The organism is Pseudomonas sp. FP215 (assembly GCF_030687795.1).
Classification (GTDB): domain Bacteria; phylum Pseudomonadota; class Gammaproteobacteria; order Pseudomonadales; family Pseudomonadaceae; genus Aquipseudomonas; species Aquipseudomonas salmasensis.
Window position 1 is genome coordinate 2821502 of record NZ_CP117447.1, and the last position, 26520, is coordinate 2848021.

Genomic DNA, 26520 nt, shown 5'->3' on the forward strand with positions numbered 1-26520 from the left:
TTTCCCCCCTGTTCCGGAATTAGCCAATGAACAAACCTTTCGTCGTACCGGTTAACCGGGATTCTGCCTGCCAACCTCCCTCGGCCAAAGACTTCCTGGTCGATCGCACCTTCCGTGGGCTCGCGCGAATCGGGGTGGTACTGATTCTGGCGTTGGTCGCAGCCTTGGTCTTCGAGGTGGGACGCAAGGCATTGCCGGGCATGGAAAAGCACGGCTTCGATGTGCTTTTTGGCAGTGTCTGGGACGTTAACCAGGGCAAGTACGGGATCCTGCCGGCCATTTGGGGCACGCTCTACAGCGCTTTTATCGCGCTGCTGATTGCGGGCTTTTTCGGTGTCAGCATGGCGATTTTCCTGACTCAGGATTTTCTGCCGGCCAAGCTGGCGGCGGTGTTTCGCACCATCGTTGAACTGCTCGCAGCGATCCCCAGCGTGGTGTACGGCTTGTGGGGCATCTACGTGGTGATCCCGGCCATTCGGCCACTGACCACCTGGTTGAACAGCGAACTGGGTTGGATACCATTTTTCGGCACGTCCTTGAGCGGGCCGGGGTTGCTGCCGGCGGCGCTGGTGTTGGCGATCATGATTCTGCCGACGATTGCCGCCGTGTCCCAGGACGCGCTCACCAGCGTGCCGATGAAAACCAAGCAGGCCGCCTACGGCATGGGCACCACCCATTGGGAGGCGATCCTCAAGGTGATGGTGCCATCCGCCGCCACCGGTATTTTTGGCTCCCTGGTACTCGGCCTCGGCCGTGCGCTGGGCGAAACCATGGCGCTGGCGATGTTGGTGGGCAACGCCAACAACATTTCCCTGTCGCTGTTCGCGCCGGCCAATACGTTGGCGGCCTTGTTGGCGCTGAACTTCCCCGAAGCCGGGCCCAACGAGGTGGAGGTCTTGATGTACGCCGCCCTCGTCTTGATGTTCATCACACTGCTGGTGAACGTCATCGGTTCCATGATCATGCTCTACGCCCAACGGGGTAATCGATGATGACGAATCTCACATCCCCTATCACCGCGGTACCGAGCCTGCAGCGCAAGTTCGAAGGCCGCGCCTTGCGCAGCCTGGTGTTGACCACATTGGTATGGTTTGGCGCGCTGCTGGCCAGTGTGCCGCTGATTTCGGTGCTCTACATGCTGATCACCCGTGGCGGCGCACGCCTGAGCCTGGAGGTGTTCACCGAACTGCCGCCCACCGGCTTCGAGACGGGCGGCGGTTTCGGCAACGCCATGGCAGGCACCTTTGTGATGGTCGGTATCGCTGCGGCGATCGCAGTGCCGGTCGGCATCATGGCCGCGATCTTCCTGGCCGAACTGGGGCCGGACAGCAAATTGGCCAACGCTGCACGCTTTGCTGCCAAGATGCTCACCGGCTTGCCTTCGATCCTGGCCGGCGTGTTTGCCTACGCCTTGGTGGTGATGACTACCGGCACCTACTCGGCACCGGCAGGCGGCGTGGCCCTGGCGGTATTGATGCTGCCCATTGTGGTGCTGACGGCTGAAGAGTCGATGCGCATGGTGCCCAAGATCATGAAGGACGCCGCCTACGGCATGGGCTGCACCCGCTCCCAAGTGATCTGGAAGATCATCTTGCCGACCGGCCTGCCGGCGATCCTCACCGGCGTAATGCTTGCTGTGGCTCGTGCCGCAGGCGAGACCGCGCCGTTGCTGTTTACCGCGCTGTTCAGCAACTACTGGATCTACCACGACGGCGACCTGGCGGTGATGAACCCCACGGCTTCCCTTGCCGTGTTGATCTACAACTTTTCCGGCATGCCCTTCGACAACCAGCTGGAGCTCGCCTGGGCGGCCTCGTTGGTGTTGGTGATGATCGTGCTGGTCGTAAATATTGTGAGCCGTATCTTCGGCAAGCCTAAGTATTAAGAACGGGAGCATCTGAATCTTGAACGTCTCAACTGCGCAAATAGCCGCTCCGTTTGTCACCCAATCGCCTGTGGTCATGGACTGCAAGCTGGACCGGATTTTCTACGGTAATTTCATGGCAGTGCGTGACAGCCATGTGCCGATCGAGAAAAACAAGATCACCGGTTTCATCGGCCCGTCCGGCTGCGGCAAAAGTACAGTACTGCGCAGCCTCAACCGCATGAACGACCTGGTGAAAGGCTTTCGCTTTGAGGGCCATGTGCATTTTCTGGGGCAGGACGTGTATGGCAAGGGTGTAGACCCGGTGGTGGTGCGCCGTTACATCGGCATGGTGTTCCAGCAGCCGAACCCGTTCTCCATGAGCATCTTCGACAACGTCGCCTTCGGCCTGCGCCTGAACCGCTACAAAGGCGACCTCGGTGACCGCGTCAAGCACGCCCTGCAAGGTGCGGCGCTGTGGGATGAGGTCAAGGACAAGCTCAAGGTCAGCGGCCTGTCGCTCTCCGGTGGCCAGCAGCAACGGCTGTGTATTGCCCGCGCTATCGCCACCGAGCCGGAAGTGCTGTTGCTCGATGAGCCATGCTCGGCACTCGACCCGATTGCGACTCGCCGGGTAGAGGAACTGATGGTGGAGCTGAAGAAGGATTACACCATCGCCCTGGTCACCCACAACATGCAGCAGGCCATTCGGGTGGCGGACACCACAGCGTTTTTCTCGGTGGATATTTCCCAGGGCACGCGTACCGGCTACCTGGTGGAAATGGGCCCGACTGCGCAGATTTTTGGCAGCCCGCGTGAACAGATGACCGAGGATTACATCAGCGGCAAGTTCAGCTGAGTCCCTATGTTCGATAAAAACCGCACGTGCGCCACCGTCAGCCCAGGAATGCCAATGTCTGCAACGCATCGTCTTGATTTGTCAGCGATTGAACGCGCGCTCCGTAAAGTGCAGAGCCGCTTTGCCGAGCTCAGCACGCAATTTACCGAGCCGCGCGACCCCTTGACCGACGAAGTGCTGCTCAACGTGCTTGAAGGCTATGCGCTGGTTGACGACTATGTCGCACGGGGCGTTGACCTGTTTGACCTTCATCATCTGGACCTGATGCTGGAGATCAACGCCACCGTGCTCTGCGGTAGCGACCCGGCGCGCCGCGTGGAATACGCGCAGCACCTGGCCGCCACCGAAGAGCACTTCTTCAACAATGTTGAAGGCGGTATCAAGGACTTGTTCAACTGGTACTGCGCGTATCGCAGTGAATCGGTATGGAAGCGTGCGGCCGGCGTGTATGTGCGCATCCTCAGCAAGCCGCAGTTGTTCATCGAAGGCAACAACCGCAGTGGCTCGCTGATCGTCAGCTATCTGCTGATGCGCGCCGGGTTGCCACCGTTTGTGCTGACGTTGGAAAATGCCGAGGGCTATTTCAATCCTTCCTCGGTGATCCGCAACTCGGCCAAACATGGGGTCAAGGCGTTGTATGAATTGCCCAAGATCAAGAAAAAATACGCCGCCTTCCTGGAGGAACAGGCCCCGGATCCCAAGGCGTTTTTCTTGAGCGATACACCACAGCCTATCTATCAGGGAGGCCATTAATGCGCTGGTATCCAACACTCGCCAGCCGAGCCGTGCAAGCCGTCCAGCAAGCGGTCCTCACGCGTGCCGCCAAGCACCCGCGCGTACGCATCTCCTTTGATATTGACGACACGCTGGCTTGCCAACTTGACCACGCTGATGTCGAGAGCAGTTGGCTGCCGGCCTGCGCTCATCGTTGGTGGGGAGAACCGCTGCGTATCGGCACCCGGTCGTTGACACGGGAGCTGCGGCGCCAGGGTTGCAGTATCTGGGTCTACACCTCATCGGGCAGGGCGCCTTCCTACATCAGGCGTTGGCTGATGCTGTACGGCATCCGTGTCGACGGCGTAGTGAATAGCGAGCGGCATAACCACGCCCTCAGGGTGCATGGGCTGTCGAACACCCCGTCGAAATTTCCGCCGGCCTTCGATATTGATTTGCACGTGGACGATTCCGAGGGCGTGCGCCTTGAAGGCAACGACCACGGCTTTCGCGTGGTGGTGGTTGACCCGCAGGATGAGCATTGGGCGCAAAGAGTGCTTGAAGCGGTCGCGGGCGTGCAGGCACAACTGGCCCGTCAGCAATTGCCCAGGTTCAAGCAGCCTGTATGCCAACGTGCTGAGGTTTATTCTTCCTGAGTTCCAGAGAAACCTGAACTGCTTGAGCCCTTATTGCAGTTCACAACTTGCTATAAGGGCTTAATTGTCTTTGACTCATTAGTCACGAACAACACGGAACTTCACTTCTTGTTCGACAAACAGCGCTTATGGTGCTTTTGTCGTCTATATCCCTAAGTACATACCCTTGCCATCCGATAGTCGGTCACTTTACGGCGGCACTTCTAGGCTAGTGTTGACGAGCTTCCTTAATGGTCAACCTCGATATTAAGCAACGAAGCAGCCTGAACAGAATGCACAACAACAACTTCAATGCATATTGTTTAGCCCGGCGCATCAGGTATTACCGTTGATTTTCGGTGTTGATCGCTGGGCTCAAGGAGTACTGACATGGCTATATTCGATTACAAGGGGCAAGACGCCCGCGTCCTGATTTCAGATGCCTGGACCCTCGCCACTTATACCAGCGGTGTTGCCACCGTAGGCGCGCTCTACAACATTCCGGGGCTTGTGCTCGGCGAGGGCAACACCTTCGCGCTGCCCAAGGGCTGGCGTGAAATCGGCGCGAGCGAACTGCAGGTTGATAGCAGCCACACCGACATCACTGGAAGTTTTACCGGCGACGGCGTCTTTGGTTCTCAAGCCAGAGTGTTTGGTCAATACGATGACAGCGGCCAATTAGTCAAAATGGGTTTTTCCATTGCCGGCACCAACTCGCCAATTGATCTGCTGGGTTGGCCGGCGATGATCGATAACTCTTATATCAACGGCTACGACTACCTGCTCAATTCAATCAAGGATTACGCCACCGGCCACAACCTGAGCGGCAAGGATGTATTGGTAACTGGCTACAGCCAGGGTGGCTCGGTTACCAACAGCATGTATATCGGCAAGGACACTTTGGCAGACGGTTTTTTCAAGGATTCGGATTACTTTGGCATGGAGTCGCCCAAATCCAGCAACAGCGACGGAATCTTCAACTTCGGCTTTGAAAACGATGTGGTCCACCGCCTCACGGGGCAAGAGACCGACGTGGGCAGCGCCATCATCGACGCGCTTCAAGGCAGTGACGCCAGCTACACCTCGACCACCGACAACATCGTGCTGTTCGACACGATCTACGCGCTGCCAACCTGGCCCAATGGTCCGTTTTCGATTGCCAACCTGTCAGGCTGGGCCGCGCACCTGGAAGGCATTTTCATCAACCCTATCCAGCGTATCGCCCAATCGACGTTCTACGATTACATCGAACGCGACAGCACCATCATCATCAGTAACCTCGACGCCATCAGCCGCAGCTTTACCTGGGTCAGCGACAAACAGACCGCCACCTCCAACCACTACGGCACACCGGCCTTCCTGCTCGGCACCGACAGTTCGGACAAGCTGCAGGACGGTCGCAGCGATGACTTCCTGGATGGGTTCAAGGGCGACGACAGTTTCCGCGTGAGTACCGGTACCGATATCGTCGCCGGCGGTGAGGGCAACGACAAAGTCTTCCTCAAAGGCACTGTGTCTTCCTACGAAGCGGTGAAACTCAGCGATGGCACGTTGTTTCTGAACGACAGCAGCGGCCAATATGGCCTGAAGGAATTGCACGGCGTAGAGCATGTGGAGTTCGAAACTGGCCTGGCCAATAGCCTCGGCCATGTGCCCGTGCTCGGCGGGCTCTTCGGTGGCATCGGCGAGGTCCTCACGCCGGCCTATACGGTGACCAGTGGCAAACTCGACTTCGAAGGCCTGTTCGGCGCCGATAAGGCGTATGCCAAATCCATCGAAGGCAGCCAATTGGCCGACACCCTCAAAGGCACCGCCGCGCGTGACCTGATATTCGGCCAGAACGGCAATGACCGGCTCGACGGTGGTGCCGGCAATGACCTGCTGCACGGCGGCGACGACAACGACACACTGCTGGGCGGCACGGGCAACGACGCGCTGTATGGCGCCAGCGGCAATGACGTCTTGATCGGTGGGCTGGGCAATGACCAACTCAGCGGTGGCGTGGGCAGCGACCTGTTTGTTTTCGATCAACGCGGGTTCGGCCACGACGTGATCAGCGACTTCAACATTCACCAGAACGGGCAGGACCTGCTGGTGTTCGCCAAGTCGCTGTTTGCCAATGCCGATGCTGTGCTCGGTGCCACTACCCAGCATGGCAGTGACAGCGTGATTCTGGCGGGGGACAGCAGTGTCACCCTGGTGGGGTTCAATGCGGCGCAGTTGAGTGCAGAGATGATCAGCGTGGTGTGATGCGACACCTGCGAAACGGAAGGTAAGAACCTCACAGGATCCTTGATGCTGTGGGGTTTTTTATGGCTTGTTGCTTAACACAACGGCGCGATACCACACGCTGCATCAGTGCTTGGCGGCAGGGTTAAAACCCGCAAAAACTCTACATTTCAAGCCTGAGCAGCTCTGCGTGAAGGGTTGAACGAATTTGCACTGTTAATTGACGCCATCAAAATGACATCTTATCATCGCCACATTGGATGGCATAAGGCCATATAGAGGGATCTATAAAGTGTGGCGTTTACCGCGTCGGACCAGGTTAAGCCTGCTGTCCGCTTTTTTTTGCCTGGGCACCTCCGGATGGGCGCAAGCGGCCACGCCGCAGAACGCTCCCGGCATCACCGACCTGATCCGTGACCGCCAGGACCGCCTGCTCGAAGAGCAGCAACGGCGCCTTGAAGAACTCAAAGACCTGCCCGGTAAAGCCGCCGCGCCGGCAACCCCGACAACCCCCGTCGATACGCGCTGCTTTGCGATCAAAACCATTGAGCTGGGCGGTGCGGATGCGCTGAGCGAAGGTGAACGCGATGATCTGATCAAGCCCTATGTCGGCCAATGTCTTGGTGTGCCGCAGCTCAACGCAGTACTCAAAGTGATCACCGACCGTTATCTGGCCAAAGGCCTGGTCACCAGTCGCGCCTACTTGCTGCAGCAGGACCTTTCCAGCGGCAATCTCAAGATTCAAGTGGTTGAAGGTAAGCTGGAGAGCCTGAAAGCTGCCGAAGGCAGCGGCATCACTGACCGCCAACTGACCATGAGCTTCCCCGGCAAGCAGGGCGAACTGCTCAATCTGCGCGAAATCGAGCAGATGGTCGATCAGTTGAATCGTTTGCCTTCGAACCAGGCGCAGATGGAGCTCGCGCCGGGCAAGGCCGTGGGGGGCAGTGATGTGCTGGTCAAAAACACCGCGCAAAAGCCCTGGCGTGTCGGCCTGTCGCGGCACAACGGCGGCCAGCGCAGCACCGGTGAACAGCAGTGGGGCGCCAGCCTGGATTGGGACAATCCGTTGGGCCTGGCCGACCAACTTTCGCTGCGTGGCGGCCACGATGCCGTCAGCGATCACCAGAAAACTTCACGCAATTCGATGCTCAGTTATAGCCTGCCGTTCGGTTGGTGGAACCTCTCGTATAGCTATATCGACAGTGAATACCGCTCCCGGGCCGAGGCCAACAACTTCAAATTCAAGCAGACGGGCGACAGTCAGACTCATCAGTTGCGCCTGGAGCGGGTTATCCATCGTGACGCTTTGAGCAAAACGTCCCTGAGCACTGGCATTGCCTATCTTCGTACCAACAACTTTATCGAAGACAGCAAGCTTGCCTTGAGCAGCAACCGCCTCAGCGAAGCGCAAGTAGGTATCAACCATGGTCGGCGTATCGGCGGTTCGTTTCTCAACGTTGACCTCGGTATGCAAAACGGCATCGGCGCATTCGATGCCCAGGCCAATCACGATCCAAAGCCTGGGCAGCCGGATGCGCGCTATCGCAAGTACACCGCCACGGTGAGCTATTTGTATCCATTCAAACTGTGGGGCGAGTCGTTCAGCTTCAGCAGTTTGATGACTGGCCAGCACAGCGAGGACGTGTTGTTCAGCCCCCAGCGCATGAGCCTGGGTGGGCAGTCCTCAATTCGTGGCTACAAAGACCAGATGCTCGCTGGCGACAGCGGCGGCTATTGGCGCAACGACCTGCGCTGGAGCCGGCCGGTAACCTGGGCCTGGATGCAGCCGGTGTTCACTGAATACGGCACGAGCCTTGGCTACGACCAGGGCGTGATCAGCCATGGGCGCTACAACGCCGAGCAGCATGGGCGCATGAGCAGCAACTCGGTGGAGTTGTTTGCGCGCGGCAAGAACGTCGCGGCCAGCGTGACCTTTGCACACTCGTTGGAACGACCGGAAGCGATCACGGACCGTGAAGCGCCGATCTATTTCCGTCTGGATTTTTTCCTTTAAATTTTTGACCGCCTTCGGGCTTTGAGACATGACATGGACGTTCGCCAGTACGCATTCCTCGCGCGCCAGCCTTCTGCTGCCGTAAAAAGCCGTTCCCATTTCCTGGGGCTGCCTAAACGTGGATTGGCATTGATTCTGGCCAACGCCATGTTCTGGCACCCGTTGCTGGCCCAGGCAGACGGCATTGTGGTGAATGCCCCCGGTACGACAGTCGGGCAAGCGGGGAATGGCGTGCCCATCGTCAACATCGCCACGCCGAATGCCAACGGACTCTCACACAACCAATTTCATGACTACAACGTCGGCGCCAACGGGGTCATCCTCAATAACGCCACCGACCGTACCCAGTCCACCCAACTGGGCGGCATTATCGTCGGCAACCCCAATCTCCATGGCACCGCGGCCAATATCATTCTCAACGAAGTTAACGGCGGCAGCCCCAGCCAACTGCGCGGCTACACCGAAGTGGCCGGGCAATCAGCCCATGTAATCGTTGCCAACCCATATGGCATCAGCTGTAACGGTTGCGGCTTTATCAACACTCCACAAGCGACGCTTACCACCGGTAAAGCCGTGATCGAAAACGGCCAGATCACTCGTTACCAGGTCGACCAGGGCACTGTTGCCATTGAAGGCGCCGGCCTGAACGCCAGCAACGTCGATCAGTTCGAAATCATCACCCGTGCCACCACCATCAACGCGCAGGTCCAGGCGAAAAAACTCACCGTCGTCGCCGGTCGTAATGACGTGGACGCACGTACCTTGAATGCCACCGCGCGAGCCGCAGATGGCAGCCAGGCGCCGGATCTGGCGATTGACTCGTCGGCGCTGGGCGGCATGTATGTGGGCGCCGTCAAGCTAGTGGGGACCGAGGCGGGTGTCGGCGTGAAGTTGTCAGGGGACATGGTCGCTGGCGGTGATATTCAGATTGATGCCGGTGGCCATGTGGTCATGGGCCAGACAACGGCGGCCGGTGCCATTGGCGTAAAGGCCCGCAGCGTTGAAGCCCAAGGCGTGGTCGCGGCGGGCAGTGTGCTTGAGATGAAGACGCAAGGCGACTTGCTCAATCAAAAAAGCCTGGCTGCGCGTGATCGCGTGGCGCTGCAAAGCGGTGGGGTGTTGACCAACAACGGCGTGATCGAAGCGGGCGTCAATGCTGATCAGACGCGCAATGCTCAGGGCGATATCCACGTCACTGCTGCCCAGTTGAATAACAACGGCAAAACCGTCATCGCCAGTCGTGACCTGAGCGTCAAGGTGGAGGGCATTCTCGACAACCGCAGCGGCACCCTTAGCGCGCAAAACCAGCTGAAGGTGACGACCGAAGAACTGGACAACCAACAGCAAGGCCGCGTGTTGAGCGCAGCACGCATTGAGTTGAATGCCGCACGGTTGCTCAATGCTGACGCAGGCCTGGTGGTGGGCGACCGAGGGCTCAGCGGCCGCATCGGGCAGTTGGTCAATCGCAAGGGCGAGCTCTCAAGCCTTGCTGAAGTCACTTTGCAGGTCGACAGCCTGGACAACGTCGCCGGCCTGATATCTGCGGGCCAGGCGTTGCGCTTGACTGCCAGCGCGGCGGTGAACAATCAAAGCGGTCGCCTGGTGGCCGGGCAGATGGCGCAGGTCAACGCCGGGCAACTGGACAATAGCCAGTCAGGCATCCTCACCAGCCAGGGCGACCTTGGGCTGAATATTGCCGGCACGTTGGATAATCAGCAGCAGGGCCGCATCGAATCGGGTGCCACCGCACAGGTCAACGCCGGCAAACTCAACAACCAACAACATGGCGTGCTCTCCAGCGGTGGCGCCCTCGAACTCACGGCCGGCCCAGTAATTAACAGCCAAGGTGGATCCATTTCCAGTGCCAAGGCCCTCACTGCCCGTGTCACCAGCCTCGACCAGCATGAGCAGGGGCGCCTTTACAGCAATAGCGATGCAGTCCTGGACCTGGGCAACGGCCACCTCGACAACCGCGACGGTGGCTTGATCAACGCCGCTGGCCAACTGACGTTGAACAAGCTCAATAGCGTTGACAACCGCAGCGGCGAAATTTCCAGCGCTCATGGGTTCACGCTCACTGCCAACAGCCTGGACAACCGCGCTGGCAAGCTGCTCAGCGACCAGGCCTTGGGCCTGAAAATCGTACAGGCGCTCAACAACGGTGCAGGGCTGATTGCAGCCAGCGGCCTGGATATTGATGTTGCCAGTTTGATCAATGACCAACGCGGTCGAGTTCACAGCCGTGGCCAGCTTGATGCTCGGGTGGGTGGTTCGCTGGCCAATCAAGGCGGGAGTGTGAGTGCCGATTCAGGCGCACAGTTGACCGTAGGTAGCCTGGACAACAGCAATGGCGGCCAACTTTTCAGCCAAGGCAATCTGAGCCTGAACCTCAATCGGGGCCACCTCAACAACCAGGGTGGCTTGATCAACTCCCCTGGCCAGTTATTGCTGACTCAACTGAACAGCGTCGATAACCAGGGCGGCGAAATCTCCAGCACCCAGGCCTTCGAGCTGGTCGCGGACCAGCTTAATAACAGCGCCGGCAAACTGCTCAGCGAGCAAGCCTTGAGCGTGCGCATTGCCCGCGCACTGGACAATACCAAAGGCGGGTTAACCGCCAAGGCCCTGGAGGTACGCGCGGGCACACTGATTAACCAAGGCGGTCGACTCGCTGCGATGGAAGGCCTCAACCTGCACGTCGATGGCGAATTGGATAACCGCAGCGCGAAGGTGCTAGGCAAGCACCTGATGCTTGGGGTTGGGACGCTCAATAACGATGAGGGCCTGGTGCAGGGTGATGGGACGCTGCGGCTCCAAGCGGGTGGCGCGATCAGTAACCAGGCCGGCACATTGGCCGCTGGGCAAAGCGTGACCGTCAACAGCGCCAGCCTGGACAACCGTCAGGGCAAGCTGACCAGCGACGCGGCGCTGACGGCGCGTATAGCCGCGAATATGCTCAATCAAGCGGGGCTGGTGAGCGCCGGCACTGACTTGCAGGTGAACGTCGCTGACTTGAACAACTCGCTCAACGGTCGTATTGCCGCTCAGCAGGTACAGATCAGCGCACAAGGCATCGATAACCGCGCGGGCGGGAGCCTGTACGCCAAACACCAGCTGGGTGTGGATGTTGGCGGTCAGTTGAACAACGCCCAAGGCACGCTGCGCAGCGATGCTCGCCTGACCATCAATGCCGGCGGTTTAACCAACGATGACGCAACGCTGTCGAGTGCCGGTGAGCTGAAGATTGCAACGGGCAACCTGAGCAACCAAGGCGGAGAACTGCGCAGTGCCACTCAGTTGGGGATGACCGTTACTGCACTGGACAACAGCCGTAATGGGCATGTCGCAAGCCAAGCCGATGTAAGCCTGGATATGCAAGGTGGCCACCTCAACAATAACGGTGGTTTGATCAATGCGCCTGGGCAATTGCTGCTCAAGCAACTGGGCAGCATCGATAACCAGGGCGGTGAAATTTCCAGCGCCCACGCCTTTGAGCTGGCGGCAACCGCCTTGAACACAGCGGACGGCAAGTTACTCAGCCAGCAAGCGTTGACCCTGCGAATCGCCCAGGCACTGGATAACACCCGTGGCCTGATTTCCGCGGCGGCCTTGCAGGTCAGCAGCGCCAGCCTGGACAACCAGGGAGGCAAGTTGAGTGCCGGTTCTAATCTGGACCTCAGCGTGGACGGTAAGCTGGATAACCGTACCGGCGAACTGCTGGGTCAGCAGGTGGCAGTCAAAGCGGCTGCGCTGAATAACAGTCAAGGCCGCGTCCAGGGCGATAACCGTTTGACCTTGAGCAGCCTCGGCGCCGTCAACAATGGCAAGGGCACATTGGCCGCCGGTCAAGCATTGACGGTCAATGTCGCCAGCCTCGATAACAGCGCCGGCAAGCTGACCAGTGACGGCACGCTGACGGCGCAGATTTCAGCCGGTTTGTTGAATCAGGCCGGGCTGTTTGCCGCCGACCAAGCGTTGACCCTCAATGCTGCCAGCCTGGACAACCAGGCTAACGGCCGCCTCACCAGCAAGGCCGGGGCGCAACTTGAGGTGGGACGCGTGGATAACCGAGGTGGCCGCATCACTTCGGTTGGGCAGTTGCAGGTCAAGGGTGACGAGCTGGATAACCGTCAGGCCGGGTTGCTCAACTCGGGCGAGGCCATGAACCTGGCCATTGGCAAAGTGGACAACCGAGGGGGTGAAGTTTCCAGTGTTACCGAACTGACGATGACGGGCCGTGAGCTGGACAACAGCAATGCCGGTCGTGTACTGGCCAATAGCACGCTTCAGTTGACGCTCGACAGGCTGAACAACCAGCTCAAAGGCCTGGTTTCTGCGCAACAGGATGTGAGCCTGAAGGCCACCCGCCTGGATAACAGCGCCCAGGGCAGTCTCTACGCCAAACGCAACCTCAACGTGACGCTGGCCGGGCAGGCTGACAACAGCCAAGGCGTGATGCGCAGCGACGCCGCCTTGCAACTGCGCAGCGCCAGCCTGGGTAACAACGGCGGGCGTATCAGCAGCGGCGGGGCGTTACTGTTGAGCTCCGCCAATGCCCTAGCCAATCAGAACGGCGAGGTGCTCAGCGCTGATACGGCGACGGTAAATGCGGGCAGTGTCGACAACAGCCAAGGGCGCATTGTGGCTGACGGTGCACTGCAACTGACCACAGGCGTATTGCTTAACCAGCATCAAGGCCGTGTCACCAGCGCTGAGCGCCTCAACCTCACAGCCACCGACGTAGATAACCGTTTCGAGGGGCGTATCGCCAGTGGCCAGGCGCTCAACGCCAGCCTCACCAGCCTTGACCAGCGCGGAGCCGGTGAGTTTTACAGCAACAGCGAACTGACCCTGGACATGAACCAGGGGCACTTGAATAACGCCGATGGCTTTATTAATGCGCCAGGGCAGTTGTTGCTCAAAAACCTCAAAAGCGTCGACAACCGTAACGGTGAAATCTCCAGCGCCAAGGCCTTCACTTTGCGTGCCGGCACCCTGGACAACAGCGGCGGTAACGTACTCAGCGACCAAGGCTTGGCCCTCAAAATCGAACAGGCGCTGCTTAACGTCAAGGGGCTGATTTCAGCCGTTGGTGTCGAGATCGATGCCGCGCGCCTGGACAACCGCGAAGGCAAGGTCAGCAGCGCGCTGGATGCGCGCCTGGCGGTCAGTGAGGACCTGCTTAACGACCAGGGCGAAATCGTCAGTGCAGGCCACACGCAGCTGAAGGCGGCCAGTTTGAGTAACACTGGCGGGCAAGTGCTCGGTGATGTCAGCCTGGACGTGAAGGTCAAGGGCGCACTGAATAATCAGGCCGGCACACTCGGGGCCGGCACCTCGTTGAACGTGCACGCTGCCAGCCTGGATAACCGCCAGGCCGGGAAATTGGGCAGTGACGGCCAACTCAAGGCCACGATTGATGGGTTACTGGACAATCAGGCCAAAGGGCAGGTGTTGGCCAAAGGCGCGATGGAACTGCGTGCCGGTCATTTGGATAACCGCGAAGGGCGGCTGACCGGGCAGGACCTGTTGACGGTGCACAGTGCGAAAGTCGACAACCGCTCAGGCGTGATCCTTTCCCAGAAGGACCTTCAACTCCATGTGGGTGAGTTGGACAACCAACACGGTTCGCTCAGCAGCAAGGCGGCCTTGGGCTTCGCCGGGCAACAGTTGCGCAACCAGAAGGGCCTGGTCAGTGCCGTGGGGCCCCTGCGCCTGACGGCCGACACTGTAGAAAACGCGGCTGGCCGCATCGCCAGCCAGGCAGATCTGCAGGCAACTATCGGCGTACTGGCCCAACAGGGCGGTGAACTGGTTGCCCAGGATGAGCTGAGCCTTAGCGGGGCCTCCCTGGACAATCGCGAGGGCGGCCTGGTAGGCGCCACAAAAGCGCTGAAACTGACGGTCGACGCCGTTGATAACCGTGCGGGTGAGATTTCCAGCCAGAGCAGCATCGACTTCAAGGCGCAGCGCCTGGATAACAGCGCGGGAAAACTGATCGCCGGTACCGCATTGGACTTGGCCGTGGCGCATGTGATCAACCAGGCCCAAGGATTGATTTTCGCCCGGGACAACCGCTTCAACGGCGCGCGCCTGGATAACGGCCAAGGCACTTTCGCGGGCCAGCAATCGCTGAGCATGTCGCTGGTCGCCATTCCCGGCACTGAACTGGATGGTCGGCTGGATAACCAGCTGGGCAAAATCAGCAGCGAAGGCACCCTGCAGATGACCAGCGCGACGCTCAACAACGACGCGGGTGCCGTCTCTTCGGCAGGTGCGCTCACCCTTGCTGCCAGCGGTGCTATCACCAACCAGGGCGGCGTCATGGAGACCGATGCCGCCCTGACGCTCACCAGCGCGAGCCTGGACAACGGCCCCAAAGGCCTGCTCAACAGCCGTGGTGCGCTGACCCTGGCCACCGGCGCGCTGAACAACAATGGCCGTATCACCAGCTCTGATCGCCTGGACCTGGCAGCCACCCAGGTGGACAACAGCGGACGTATCGCCAGCAGCAAAAACCTGACCGCCACCCTCACCGGCTTGAATCAGCAGGGTGGTGAACTGTTCAGCAATACCCAGCTCGATCTGGACCTCAATCACGGCCAATTGAGCAACGTGGGCGGCCTGATCAATAGCCCGCTGCTGATGTTGAAAAACCTGGCTGATGTCAATAACCAGCGTGGCGAAATGTCCAGCCAGCAAGCCTTCAGCCTGGCAGCTCGCAACCTGGATAACGGCGGCGGTAAGCTGATCAGTAACCAGGGCCTGACACTGCAGATTCAAGACGCCTTGAGCAACGCCAAAGGTGCGATCAGCGCAGCCTCCCTTAACGCCAACAGTGCTCGCTTGGACAACACTGATGGTTTGCTCAACAGTCGTGGCGTCATGGACGTCTCTGCCACCCAGGCGCTGGATAACCAGCGCGGAACGCTGATTGCCGACGGTGCCATGCGGCTGTCTTCTGCGCGGCTCGACAACCGTGGCGGTGATGTATCGGGCAAAGCCTTGGTGACGGTTGATATCGATCAGGTCGATAACCGCGGCGGTCAACTCATCAGCACCACCGCCGTGGATGTGCGTGGTGCGGTCCTGGACAACCGCAAAGGCCTGGTTGGCGCCGATAAGGCGGTGAAACTGCTAGTCGATCGGGTCGACAACCGTGGTGGCGAACTGTCGACCAACGCCGACCTGACCGTTACAGGGCACACCTTGGATAACAGCGATGCGGGTCGTGTGCTGGCCGGGCAATCCTTGAACCTTACGCTCACCCAGCTGCTTAATCGCAATCAAGGCCAGCTCAACACGCAGCGTTTGATGCTGAGCGCTCAGGACCTGGACAACAGCACGGGCAAACTGCTCGCCCAGCAGCTTGTGCAACTGGAACTCAAAGGAGAGCTGAATAACAGCCAGGGCGTGGTCAACAGTGAAGGGCGCCTGGGCGTCAACGCAGCCAGCCTGGTCAACCGTCAGGGCCGAATGTCCAGTGCCCAGGCGCTGGCGCTGGGTCTGACAGGGGCGCTGGACAACGAGGGCGGTGAGCTCGTGACTGACAGCACCCTGCAACTGCGCAGCGCCAGCCTGGGGAACCAGAAGGGCGTGCTCAGCGGCAAAGGGGCGGTCAGCGTAAGCACCGGCGCGCTGGATAACACGGGGGGCCGTCTCACCAGTGGCGACACCCTGAAACTGAAGGCGGGGCTACTGAATAACAGCGCCGGCAGCATCGGCAGCGCCCAGGCCCTGACGGCCAGCGTCGACGGGCTTGATCAGCCAGGCGGCAAGCTGTTCAGCAACGCCGGGCTGACGCTGGACCTGAACAACGGCCAGCTTAACAACCAGCAAGGCCTGATCAACGCGAATGGGCCGCTGGTGCTCAACCACCTCAACGGCGTGAACAATCAGGCCGGTGAAGTCTCCAGCGCTCAGGCGTTCAATATCGTTGCGCGCAACCTGGATAACAGCAGTGGCCGCCTTCTCAGCAACCAGGGCCTGACCCTGCGTATCGACCAGGTACTCACTAACGTCAAGGGTTTGGTTGCAGGTGCAAGCCTGAGTGCGCAAGCGGCCGCGGTCGATAACAGCGGCGGTACGCTCACCAGCCGCGGCGGCCTTGAGTTGACCAGCACCGGGCTGCTGAGCAACGGGCAACAAGGTTTGATCAACGCCGCGCAAGCATTGACAGTCAATGCGGGCAACTTCAATAACCAGGGCGGCAGCCTGCTGGGTACCAGCGCGCTGACGCTCAATGCGTTGGCCGTGGACAACAGCGCCAAAGGCCTGATCAACAGCCAGGGCGGCCTGGAACTCACTGCACAAAGTTTAGACGCCAGTGACGGTGGCGAGGTGTCGGCCAAGGGCGGCATGGACCTCACACTCACTTCCATGGCCTTGCGTGGCGGCAGGTTGATAGGTGAGCAGCGCCTGAGCGTGGACCTGGCAAACGGTGATCTGGATAACCGCAAAGGTCTGATCTTCGCCAAAGGCCCGTTGACCCTCAAACATGTACGTGACTTGCAAAACCAGGGCGGCGAACTGTCCAGCCAAAATGCCCTGAACCTGACGCTGCGTAACCTGGACAACAGCGCCGGTACGCTTATCAGTCAGCAACTGCTGACGCTGAATGCAGACGACATCGTCAATCGCGGCGGCTTGCTGTCGGGTTGGCAAGGGCTCAACCTGATCGGCACCCAGTTGGACAACCGTGACAAAGGTACGCTGTCCAGTCGCAACGGCGCTCTGGATGTACGCCTTGGTGGTCACTTGCTCAACAGTGGCGAAGGTGCGCTGGCCAGCCAGGGGCGGTTGAATGTCAGCGCCGCCAGCCTGGATAACAGCAACAAAGGTGTTATCTCCAGCGGCGCGCAGCAGACCTTGAGCGTAATTGGCACATTGAACAACACCCAAGGTGGGTTGATCGACAGCGGTTCGACGCTGGATCTGAGCGCGGCCAACCTCGACAACAGTGCCGGCACTATCACGGCCCTGCGCAACCTGAACTTCCTGGGTGGCAACTTCCTCAACACCGGTGGTTCGCTGATGGGTAACGACCATCTGGTGCTGAACCTGCAAGGTCACCTTGGCAACGTCAACGGCAAGATCGCGGGTACCAGTTCGCTGGTGCTCAAGCAAGCTATTGAAGTGGATAACCGTGGTGGGCAACTCGCTAGCCAGGGCGCTCTGTCATTGGCCATGGGTGGTCTGAACAATAGCGAAGGTGGCACCGTTGCGTCCAAAGGTCGGCTAGCCATTGATGCCAGCGCTATCGTTCAAAACAACGCCGACGGCCTGATTTACAGTCAAGACGGGGACCTGCAAATCAATGCCTTTGGCCTGACCAACGCGCAGGGCAAGATACAGGGGCAGAACGGCCTGCGGGTCGAGGTCAATGGCGATCTCGACAACCAGCGCGGCAATATCATCAGCCAGACCGGTGACGTGCACATCAAGGCCGGCAACCTCGACAACCGCAGCGGCGTGCTCGCCAGTCTCAAGGGTGCCATCGAGGCCGGTGTGGTGGGTGTGTTGCGCAACGGTCATGACCTGAGCGCCAGCCCCAAGGGCGGCTTGATTCAGGGCCAGCGCCTGTTACTCAGTGCCGGTCACCTCGATAACCAGGGCGGCTATGTGGGAGCACAGACCAGCGATGCGCTGCTGACTGCGGCAACCCTGAATAACCAGCAGGGCGCGTTGTATGCCAAGGGCCTGATGCGCATCAATGGCAGCGCCCTGGATAACAGCGCCGGGCAGATCGCCGGCGACCAGATCGCGCTCGGCCTCAACGGCCAGTTGACCAACCACAACGGCCTGATCGAAAGCACCAACAACCTGATCGTGGCCGCCAACGCCATCGATAACCAGGGCGGCAAGTTGCGCGCCCTGGGACGCGCCGGCAAGACAGAGTTCCAGATCGGCGGCGTGTTCGACAACCGTAACGGCGCCGTGGAAACCGCCAACCAGGACCTGACCCTGGCGGCTGCCAGCTTCCAGAACAACGGCGGGCAATTGCTGCATGTGGGTGAGGGCACGTTCGACATCTCGTTGCCCAACGTAACCGGCGCCGGCGGTACCGTTGTCACCCGTGGTGGCCTGACCCTGAACGCAGATACCTGGACCAATACCAGCGTCATCCAGGCGGGGCGTTTGAACGTTAACGTCAATAACTTCACCCAGACCGAAACCGGGCAGTTGCTGGCGTCGACGCACTTGGAAGGGAAGGGAGGGAGCTGGGTCAATAATGGGTTGATTGCCAGTGACGGCACGCTCAGCTTGGGGCTAACGGGGACCTACGGCGGCAGAGGGCGTGTCAGCAGCGTAGATACCCTGAACGTCGGCGCCGCTTCGTTAAACCTTGATGCTGCTTCAAGTATTACGGGGGGCCGAGGGACTACCATCAGCGTCGCAGGCCAAATGACTAACTTGGGCCGGATCAGCTCGATGGGCAATCTGGCAGTCAGCGCCGGAGCCCTGACCAACGCGGGCACCCTCGGCAGTAGTGAGGGCATGCAGATTGACACGCAGACCTTGCTCAACGAGCGAGGCTCGATCATCAGCGGTGGTGACATGTCGCTGCTGGCTGAGAGTTTTACCAATAAAAATGCTGATGTTTACAGCCTGGGCAACCTCTTTGTTGCGCGGGATAAACAGGGCAATTGGGCTGGCACGCTGAACAATGTTTCCGCCAACTTGGAAAGTGCGGGCGATATGACGCTCCATGTGGGCGCGATAGAGAACAAGAAAGAATTCTTCAATGTTTCTTCGTCATTGGTATCCGGCGCTATCGGGATGAGAGGCACGTCCGCACGGGGCGGGCACATGGTGCTGATGGAAGAGTATGAGTCCAAGGTGGATGCGGAGTCGGTGTCCGCAAGCATCTTGTCCGGCAGGAACCTGGATGTTCAGGGGCGTAGCCTGCTGAACTCCGCCTCGGTTGTTTCGGCTACCGGCAATATCAGTGCTGCGCTGGAAAACTTCAGTAACGTTGGCGCCACATTAGGAAAGTATTCGGTTCTCAAGTCTTTCGACCTTCCTAACCTCAAGGAAGACAAGAATATCTCCCGTTTCTGGCGTTCGGTCATGGATTACAACGCTGCGAATGATCCGTCCTATACGCTTCAAGGCTCCGGTTCGAGACGCGCGGGAACCCTACATTTCTGGGATCAAAACTGGAACGAGTCGATGGTGACGCCCTATACGCGAATGGGGGGTACGGCTCAACGACAAACCAACCTGACGTTTGGCTGGAAAACTTACACGACCTTCAATGTCAATTTCCAAGCCCTGTTTCCTGCGCCGGCCTACAACGCGGGCAACAGGTCAGCGTTACCGGCCACTCTGAGCGGAGTCAATTTCTACGATCAGCGAATGATCTCCAAGCCTGGCAGTGCAGGCACTGCCCAAGCCATCGTTCAGGCTGGCGGTGCGGTTCAAATCAATGCCAGCAAGAATCTGGTCAACAGTGTCATTCAAGAGGGACAGCCAATATCGACAGGTTCCGGACGTGGGTTTGATGCCACTCGTCCAGTCAATAGTGCTGTTGTTGCAATCGACTTGAATGCGCAACTGCCACCGGACTTGGCCCAACAACAAGTCAACCCCTTGACGCTACGCGGGTTCACCTTGCCCACGGGCACTCACGGCCTGTTCCGCCTCAGTAGCCGGGCGGGTGAGGATACCCAGGCCACCCAAGCCACCAGTGGCCCACAGAGCTGGACCATGGGCGGTGCGACCCTCGGCCTGGCTCAACGCCAGGATGCACAACCGGCGCTTGAAACGCGCACCTTCGATTTCAAAAGCGTCACTCAACAGGGCGCAGCTACGCGTCAGGTGGACTCCACTGCACGTCAGGTCAGTGGTGTCACCGCCACCACCAGAACGCTTAACGTTGCTGGGGCCGGCGATGTGGCCAACGGGAGTGGCTGGACGCCCAGCCAGATCACCCCAGGTGAAATCGCCCGGGGCGACGGTATCAACGCCCAAGATCCGTCCAGCGGTTCAACGCCGCCAGTGGCGAAGGTCACAGGGCCTACGGACCAGCCAGACCTGGCGCTGACCCAAAGAGACACCCACGTTCAGGTCGCCACACCGGGCGAGCCCGCTCGGCCGACGTTGAATATCCCTGGCGTGATGCCGGTTATGCCAGGCGTGCAGCCGGTGGTGTACACACCCGTCGCACAAGGTGCGGGCAGCAGCCCAACCCAGGTCGCGGAGGTGATTGCCCAGCCGGTCAATGCGCTGGCGCAAACCACTCCGGTCGCCAGCCAGACCATCAACCGCGTGCAAGGCTTCACGCCTACCGCGCCAAAGTCGCAACCACATAAATACCTGATCGAAACCAACCCGGTGCTCACGGACCTCAAGCAGTTCATGAGCTCCGACTACTTGCTCGCAGGGCTGGGTTACAACCCGGACGAAAGTGCCAAGCGCCTGGGTGACGGGTTGTATGAACAACGGTTGATCCAGCAGGCTGTGCAAGCACGCACAGGGCAGCGTTTTATCGACGGCCAGAACACCGACGAAAAGCTGTTCAAGTACCTGATGGACAATGCGATCCAGAGCAAGCAGCAACTGAACCTGGCAGTGGGCGTTACCTTGACCTCGCAACAGGTCGCGGCGCTGACCCACGACATCGTCTGGCTTGAACAGCACGAAGTGAACGGTGAAAAGGTGCTGGTGCCGGTGCTGTACATGGCCCAGGCCGACAATCGTCTTGCACCCAACGGCGCATTGATCGCAGGCAATGACCTTAACCTGATCGCCGGCGAAAACCTGGAGAACGCCGGCACCCTGCGTGCCACCAACAACCTGTCCGCCAAAGCGGGCAATGACCTGATCAACAGCGGCTTGATCGAAGCCGGCAACCGCCTCGACCTGCTGGCGGGTAACAACATCGTCAACAAGTCCGGCGGCATCATCGCCGGACGCGACGTCACGCTGACGGCGATCAAGGGGGATGTGATCAACGAGCGTGCCGTGACCCGTACGGGTAACGGCACTGCCGAGCGACGCGACTATCTCGACAGCGCGTCACGCATCGAGGCTGCCAATGACCTGACGATGAATGCAGGCCGTGACATCGCCAATACCGGTGGCGTACTGCAAAGCGGGCGTGACACCACATTGGTCGCTGGCCGCGATGTGCACATCGATGCCGTTGAGCAACGCAATGGCTTGGACCTGGGCAACCGCCTGCGCACCGAAACCGTGACGCAAAACGGCGCCAGTGTGGAGGCCGGCCGCGACCTCAAGGTATCGGCAGGGCGTGACTTCAGCGCCATTGCCAGCCGCATCGACACCAAGCGTGACTTGAGCATCACGACGACTGAGGACCTGAGTATTTCGTCGGCCGCCGACGAACAGCATTCCTCCAGCAAGTCCAAGAAGGTCACCCAGTCCAAGGACCACATCAGCCAGGTTTCCAGCGTGCTGACGGCCGGCGGCGACGTATCGCTCAATGCCGGTAAAGACCTGGAACTCACCGCCAGCCGAATCGCCGGCGGCGGCAACGTGGCCCTCGATGCACAGCGCGATGTGAGCATCCTCTCGGCCCTGGACGAAGACGCTTCGTTCTACTCGAAAAAGAGCAAGGGCTCGTTCGGTCGTAGCAAAAGCCAGCAGCGGGAAAGTTACGACAGCACCAACGTAGCCTCCGTCGTCGAAGCCGGCAAAGACCTGACCATCAATGCCACCAAGAAGACTGATGGCGGCATGAGCATCGACGGCGGGCGTGACGTCACCGTGATCGGCAGCCAGTTGAAGGCTGGTGGGGACATGTTGCTGGGGGCCACGGGTGACGTCGCGGTGTTGTCGGGTGTCGAGGAACATGGCTCCTACAGCAAGAAGACCAAGTCCGGGTTCCTGGGGTTGTCCAAAAGCGGCAAGAGCCAGTTGAAGACTACTGCGAGCCAAGTGGGCAGCGAGTTGGAGGCGGGCAATGATGTGGTGGTGGCTGCGGGTAATGATGTGCGGGTGCGGGCCAGTGAGATAAGTGCTGATAACGACACTGAATTGCGCTCCGGGCTGGTCAATAGCACGGGTGACATCAACCTGATTTCTGCGAACGACACCGCCTATAGCCGTAGCGAGGAACATAAGAAGAAATTTGGATATACGGAAAGGCCAACGTCGGTCGCGATCTCGTCAGCGAAAAAAGCCGGCCGTGAAGCGCAAAGCAGCACCAGCGTGGGCAGCCAGGTAAATGCTGAACGTGATGCCAGCTTGCAGGCTGCGCAGGATATCAACCTGGTTGGCAGCGGCATCAGCGCAGGGCGCAATGTAAATCTGGATGCAGGGCGCGACGTCAATGTGGTCGCCGCTCAAGACACCAGCAGCGAACGTAGCTGGGAGAAGAAAAAACAGACGGGATCCAGCATCTCCAGTAACGGTAATGGCATCAGCATCTTCGCTGGCACCGAAGGCAGTGGGGAAAAGAATCGTGTCGAACACGAGACCGCTTCCAGCAGCCAGATCAGCGCCGGGCAAGATGTGGCGATCAACGCCAAGCGTGATATCAACCAACGCGGCTCTGACGTTGGCGCCGCCAATGATATCGAGCTGACGGCGGGCAGAAATATCAATATCGATGCTGCGCGTGAAAGCGTGCTCACCGAGCAGATACGCGAGAAAGAGAGCAACGGCCTGGGTGTTTCGATCAACCATAACTATGCCAATACCAAGGATGCCGTCAGTGGAGCAGGGAAAGGCGAGGACAATGTCAGCAAGGGTTCAAGCACACTCAAAGCGGTTGATTCGGTCAGTCAGTTTGTCAGTGGGCCGACGCTGGACGGAAAGTTTGGCAACAGTAAACAAACCAATAGCCAGCAGGTTATCGAACAAACCAACCGGTCTTCGACGCTGAGCGCCGGTAACGATCTGCACCTTAACGCTGGTAACGATGTGCTGGTGAAGGGAAGCCACCTGGACGCTGGGCGTGACATCAATATCAAAGGACGTGACGTCACGCTGGACGTGGCCAAGGGCGGGATTAGTGAAGAAACCACCCACACCCAAAGTTGGGGCGGCATTCATGGCGGCACCAGCGGCGGGATCAAGTTGGGCGCCGGCGGTAGCTTCGGCACGGCTACGGGCGAGAGCTCTCAAGGCTCGTCTACGGCTTCACAGCTGGAAGCCGGTCGCGATATCAACCTCAAGGCCAGCAATGACCTGAACTTGATTGGAACGCAGGCTAAAGCCCAGCGAGATATCGAGCTAAATGCCGGCAACGACTTGAATATTCGTTCGGCGCATAACGACAGCAATAGCGAAAACAACCGCCACAGTGGCGGCGGGGAAGCAGGCCTGACGTTTGGCTCTGAAGGTATTGGCGTCTACGTCAGTGTCAGTATGGGCAAGGGCAACCTGGAGCGAGAAGGCCAACGCCAACAAGAGGCTTACCTCTATGCCGGCGACCGCCTGGGTTTCGCCAGCGGCAAAGACACCACCATCGGCGGAGCAAACCTCAGAGGCGATGAAGTGGTGGGGCGCGTGGGCGGCGACCTCAAGGTTTCGTCGGTAGCCGATACGGGCAAGGTCAAGGGCAAAGAGTTTGATATCAGCGTTACGGCCACCATCGGCCCGGGCGCCGGTGTCAGCGGTTCGGTCGGCTTTGGCAAGACCACGGGCAAAACCGATTGGGTCGAAGAGCAAACCCGCATCACCGGCAAAAATGCAGTCGATATCAGAACAGAGAACCATACCCAGATCGACGGAGCCGTCATCGCCGCTGACAACGGCAACCTGAAACTGGACACCGGCACCCTCGGCTTCAGCGATATCGCCGGGCAAGACAAAGAGCATGGGTACTACCTGAACGTAGGTGGCACCTATAAAGCCGGGAGCAGTGAAAGCAAAGGCAACACCGTACAAGACAACAGCCAGGCGGGCAAAGGCAAGGAAGGCCAGACCGGCTGGAGCGTTGAGGGTTGGAACTACGAGAAAGAGCGTGAGCAGATTGTCCGCGCCACGGTGGGGGCAGGTGAAATCGTCGTACGTGGGGATACCGAGACGGGCGCTGACTCTACGGCCGGGTTGAACCGGGATATGGGTAAGGCCTATGAGATCACCAAGGATGATGAAAAACGAACGGATTTGTATGCGAGTAGTTCGTCCATTGATGCTGTGCTCAAACCTGGAGAAACGCTGAAGCAATGGTCTGATGGGCTACTCAATTACGATAAAACGGCGTTGGACAACTTCAACAAGGCCGCCGGGGCATTGCATGCATTAGTCAATCGAGTGGAAGTCATGCAGGGCCGTCCGATGGATGCTCGTGCAGAAGCCATGGCCGGCAAAGACTTGGCAGAAAGCACGCTTGAAGCCCTCATTCTCTCTGGTATGAGCCCTCGATCGGCAATGGCAAAAATGGGGGATCCCGAATTCATCGACAGCGTCCTGAGAAGTATGGCGTCGTTAAATGGGATCGAACCTCAGGTGCTTAGCGACGCGCAGACGCTTGTTGAGTCGAGCACCTATAAACCCGACCCTCAGGCAGTGGTACTGGATACGTCGGAAGTCAACCCGACAGGGATTGAAGAACTTCAAGGTCTGATTCGTCAACTCGGGGAAATACAGACTTATAAAAACAAACATCCTGAGAGTGTGGAAGCCATAGCCTATGTGTTGGCCGCGGCTCAAGGCCCTAAAGGGGTTGCTCAATTCATTGCGATGAAGGCTGTTGAGGGGACCGAGGCGGGGCAGGCGATCTCGAAGAACATAGACAAAGCGAATGCGTTCGTCGGACAGAAAGTCGCTCAAATCATCGAAGGGACCGAGCTGAATCCGACGTATGACAGCGACAAATATCTGATTGGCGGTGGTGAGCTACTTTCCAGTATTTTGTTTGGGGCGATGCCTGCTCGCAAGGGCAAGGGAGGGAAAGATCCGGATGTAAAGGGTACAATTCCACAGAATATGAGTCCGGTGGGAGCAGGACGTGGCGGCGCGTTCAATGAAGCTAAACGTCAATCGGGTATTCCAACAAGCCAGCAACCGAGCCGGGTTCTACCGAATGTTGACAAGCGGGGCAACCCTCAACCTGGGCGCATCTACGAATTCGAGGTTCCCGCACCAGGTGGCGGAACTCGGATAGTAAGGATCCGGGATGATGCGGGAGGTCATGACTTTGGAGCGGGAAACTCTCAGAATCGAGGCTCTCACTTTAACGACGAGTCTGGAAAACACTATGACTATTAAAGTAAAAATCCTGAATGCTCCTGATATTTCGGTTCGCAATGAAGTATTGAATCTTCGTTGTATGCAAGAACAGACGGGCAGAATTCTATCCGCAGCGAGTTTTTTGATTGCAGGCTCAGGCCGTGAATCGTTGAGTTATGTACTAAGTTTTATCTTTCAGGTTGTAGGCGAGCGGATGCCCAAATATGATATCTGGCTGCTAATAGGTCACTCGGCGTGGCAACCAGATACAAGAATCACTCGTTATCGCAAGCTATGGGGAGGATTGAAAGCTCGCGGAGTTGAAGTTTTAGGTGATAGCCGCTCACAGGAAATAGTGGTGGAGATCGATGGGAAATTGAAATTTTTTGGTGCGACCTGTCTATCAAGATCGTCTATTGATACTGTTGTTGACGCGCTTTTGGAAGAGCGTTGCTCTTATCTTGTTGCCGCGCCTCAAAATTTCGACGTGAGCCGCGCGCTCAAAGTTGGTTGGTCTGGCGAATTGTCTGAGGATTTGAGTTTTTTTGGTTGTGTTTTCCAGTTGGGAGGGCTCGTTCTCAAACTTATTGGCGAGTTTGATGATTTTGAAAGCGGTTTTGTTTCTGTTGGCTCTCCAGAAGTGGTGGGGAGGTTGTTGGACTAAATTTAACTCGCCATGTAAGTTGGCAGGAAGCGGGGTGCAGATTCTAGGGGAGAAAAGGGGACAGATTTATTTTTGAAGTTTGGGTTTTGTGAAGGTCTTGAACAGTAGCGGATAAGTCTTTGTAAAATAAATTTGTCCCGAATGGCATGAGTGTGGCAGAGATAGGGCTGAAGCGCGACTCTGACTATTGGATAAAACTCGCCATTTCTTGGATCGCGCACAGTTCGGTCCAAGAGGCCTATTCCTTTGTGGAGGATCTGAAAAGATTGTCAACAGATAAGGCTTTCTCACAAAGTAATCGGCACTTGGCAAGAAAGGAGTTAAAGCGCCTTCTTAATAGTTAATTTGTGCAAAAGCGACAGGCAAACTGCCAATAACTTTGGAAAAAAGGGGGGC

Annotated in this window: 9 protein-coding genes; all 9 read left to right on the forward strand. The window is 58.5% G+C overall.

What is annotated here, in order from left to right:
• Positions 1 to 26 precede the first annotated feature (26 nt).
• The 9 genes from pstC (at position 27) to PSH76_RS12905 (ending at position 26124) form a co-directional block, all read left to right on the forward strand.
• On the forward strand, positions 27 to 992 hold the full coding sequence (gene pstC, locus PSH76_RS12865) for a phosphate ABC transporter permease subunit PstC (RefSeq protein WP_003191517.1): 966 nt from the start codon (positions 27 to 29) through the stop codon (positions 990 to 992).
• Positions 992 to 1885, forward strand: a complete 894-nt coding sequence (gene pstA, locus PSH76_RS12870) for a phosphate ABC transporter permease PstA (RefSeq protein ID WP_014718563.1) — start codon at positions 992 to 994, stop codon at positions 1883 to 1885. The genes pstC and pstA overlap by 1 nt, the downstream gene beginning before the upstream one ends.
• Before the next feature lie 76 nt (positions 1886 to 1961).
• Positions 1962 to 2723 carry a phosphate ABC transporter ATP-binding protein PstB gene (gene pstB / locus PSH76_RS12875; RefSeq protein ID WP_019817112.1) on the forward strand — a complete coding sequence of 254 codons (762 nt, stop codon included), beginning with the start codon at positions 1962 to 1964 and terminating at the stop codon, positions 2721 to 2723.
• A gap of 54 nt (positions 2724 to 2777) precedes the next feature.
• Positions 2778 to 3476 carry a hypothetical protein gene (locus PSH76_RS12880; protein WP_032897161.1) on the forward strand — a complete coding sequence of 233 codons (699 nt, stop codon included), beginning with the start codon at positions 2778 to 2780 and terminating at the stop codon, positions 3474 to 3476.
• Positions 3476 to 4093 carry a hypothetical protein gene (locus PSH76_RS12885; RefSeq protein ID WP_138762797.1) on the forward strand — a complete coding sequence of 206 codons (618 nt, stop codon included), beginning with the start codon at positions 3476 to 3478 and terminating at the stop codon, positions 4091 to 4093. The genes PSH76_RS12880 and PSH76_RS12885 overlap by 1 nt, the downstream gene beginning before the upstream one ends.
• Before the next feature lie 369 nt (positions 4094 to 4462).
• Positions 4463 to 6322, forward strand: coding sequence for a calcium-binding protein (locus PSH76_RS12890; protein WP_305494222.1), 1860 nt, complete (start codon positions 4463 to 4465; stop codon positions 6320 to 6322).
• A 271-nt stretch (positions 6323 to 6593) separates the two neighbouring features.
• A complete protein-coding gene (locus PSH76_RS12895) occupies positions 6594 to 8315 on the forward strand; it encodes a ShlB/FhaC/HecB family hemolysin secretion/activation protein (protein ID WP_370874652.1) in 1722 nt (573 codons plus the stop codon).
• Positions 8316 to 8348: 33 nt separating this feature from the next.
• Entirely contained in the window at positions 8349 to 25499 is a 17151-nt protein-coding gene (locus PSH76_RS12900) for a hemagglutinin repeat-containing protein (protein ID WP_305494223.1), read from the forward strand.
• Complete coding sequence (locus tag PSH76_RS12905) at positions 25489 to 26124, forward strand: hypothetical protein (RefSeq protein ID WP_305494224.1); 636 nt, start codon at positions 25489 to 25491, stop codon at positions 26122 to 26124. The genes PSH76_RS12900 and PSH76_RS12905 overlap by 11 nt, the downstream gene beginning before the upstream one ends.
• The last annotated feature ends 396 nt before the right edge of the window (positions 26125 to 26520 follow it).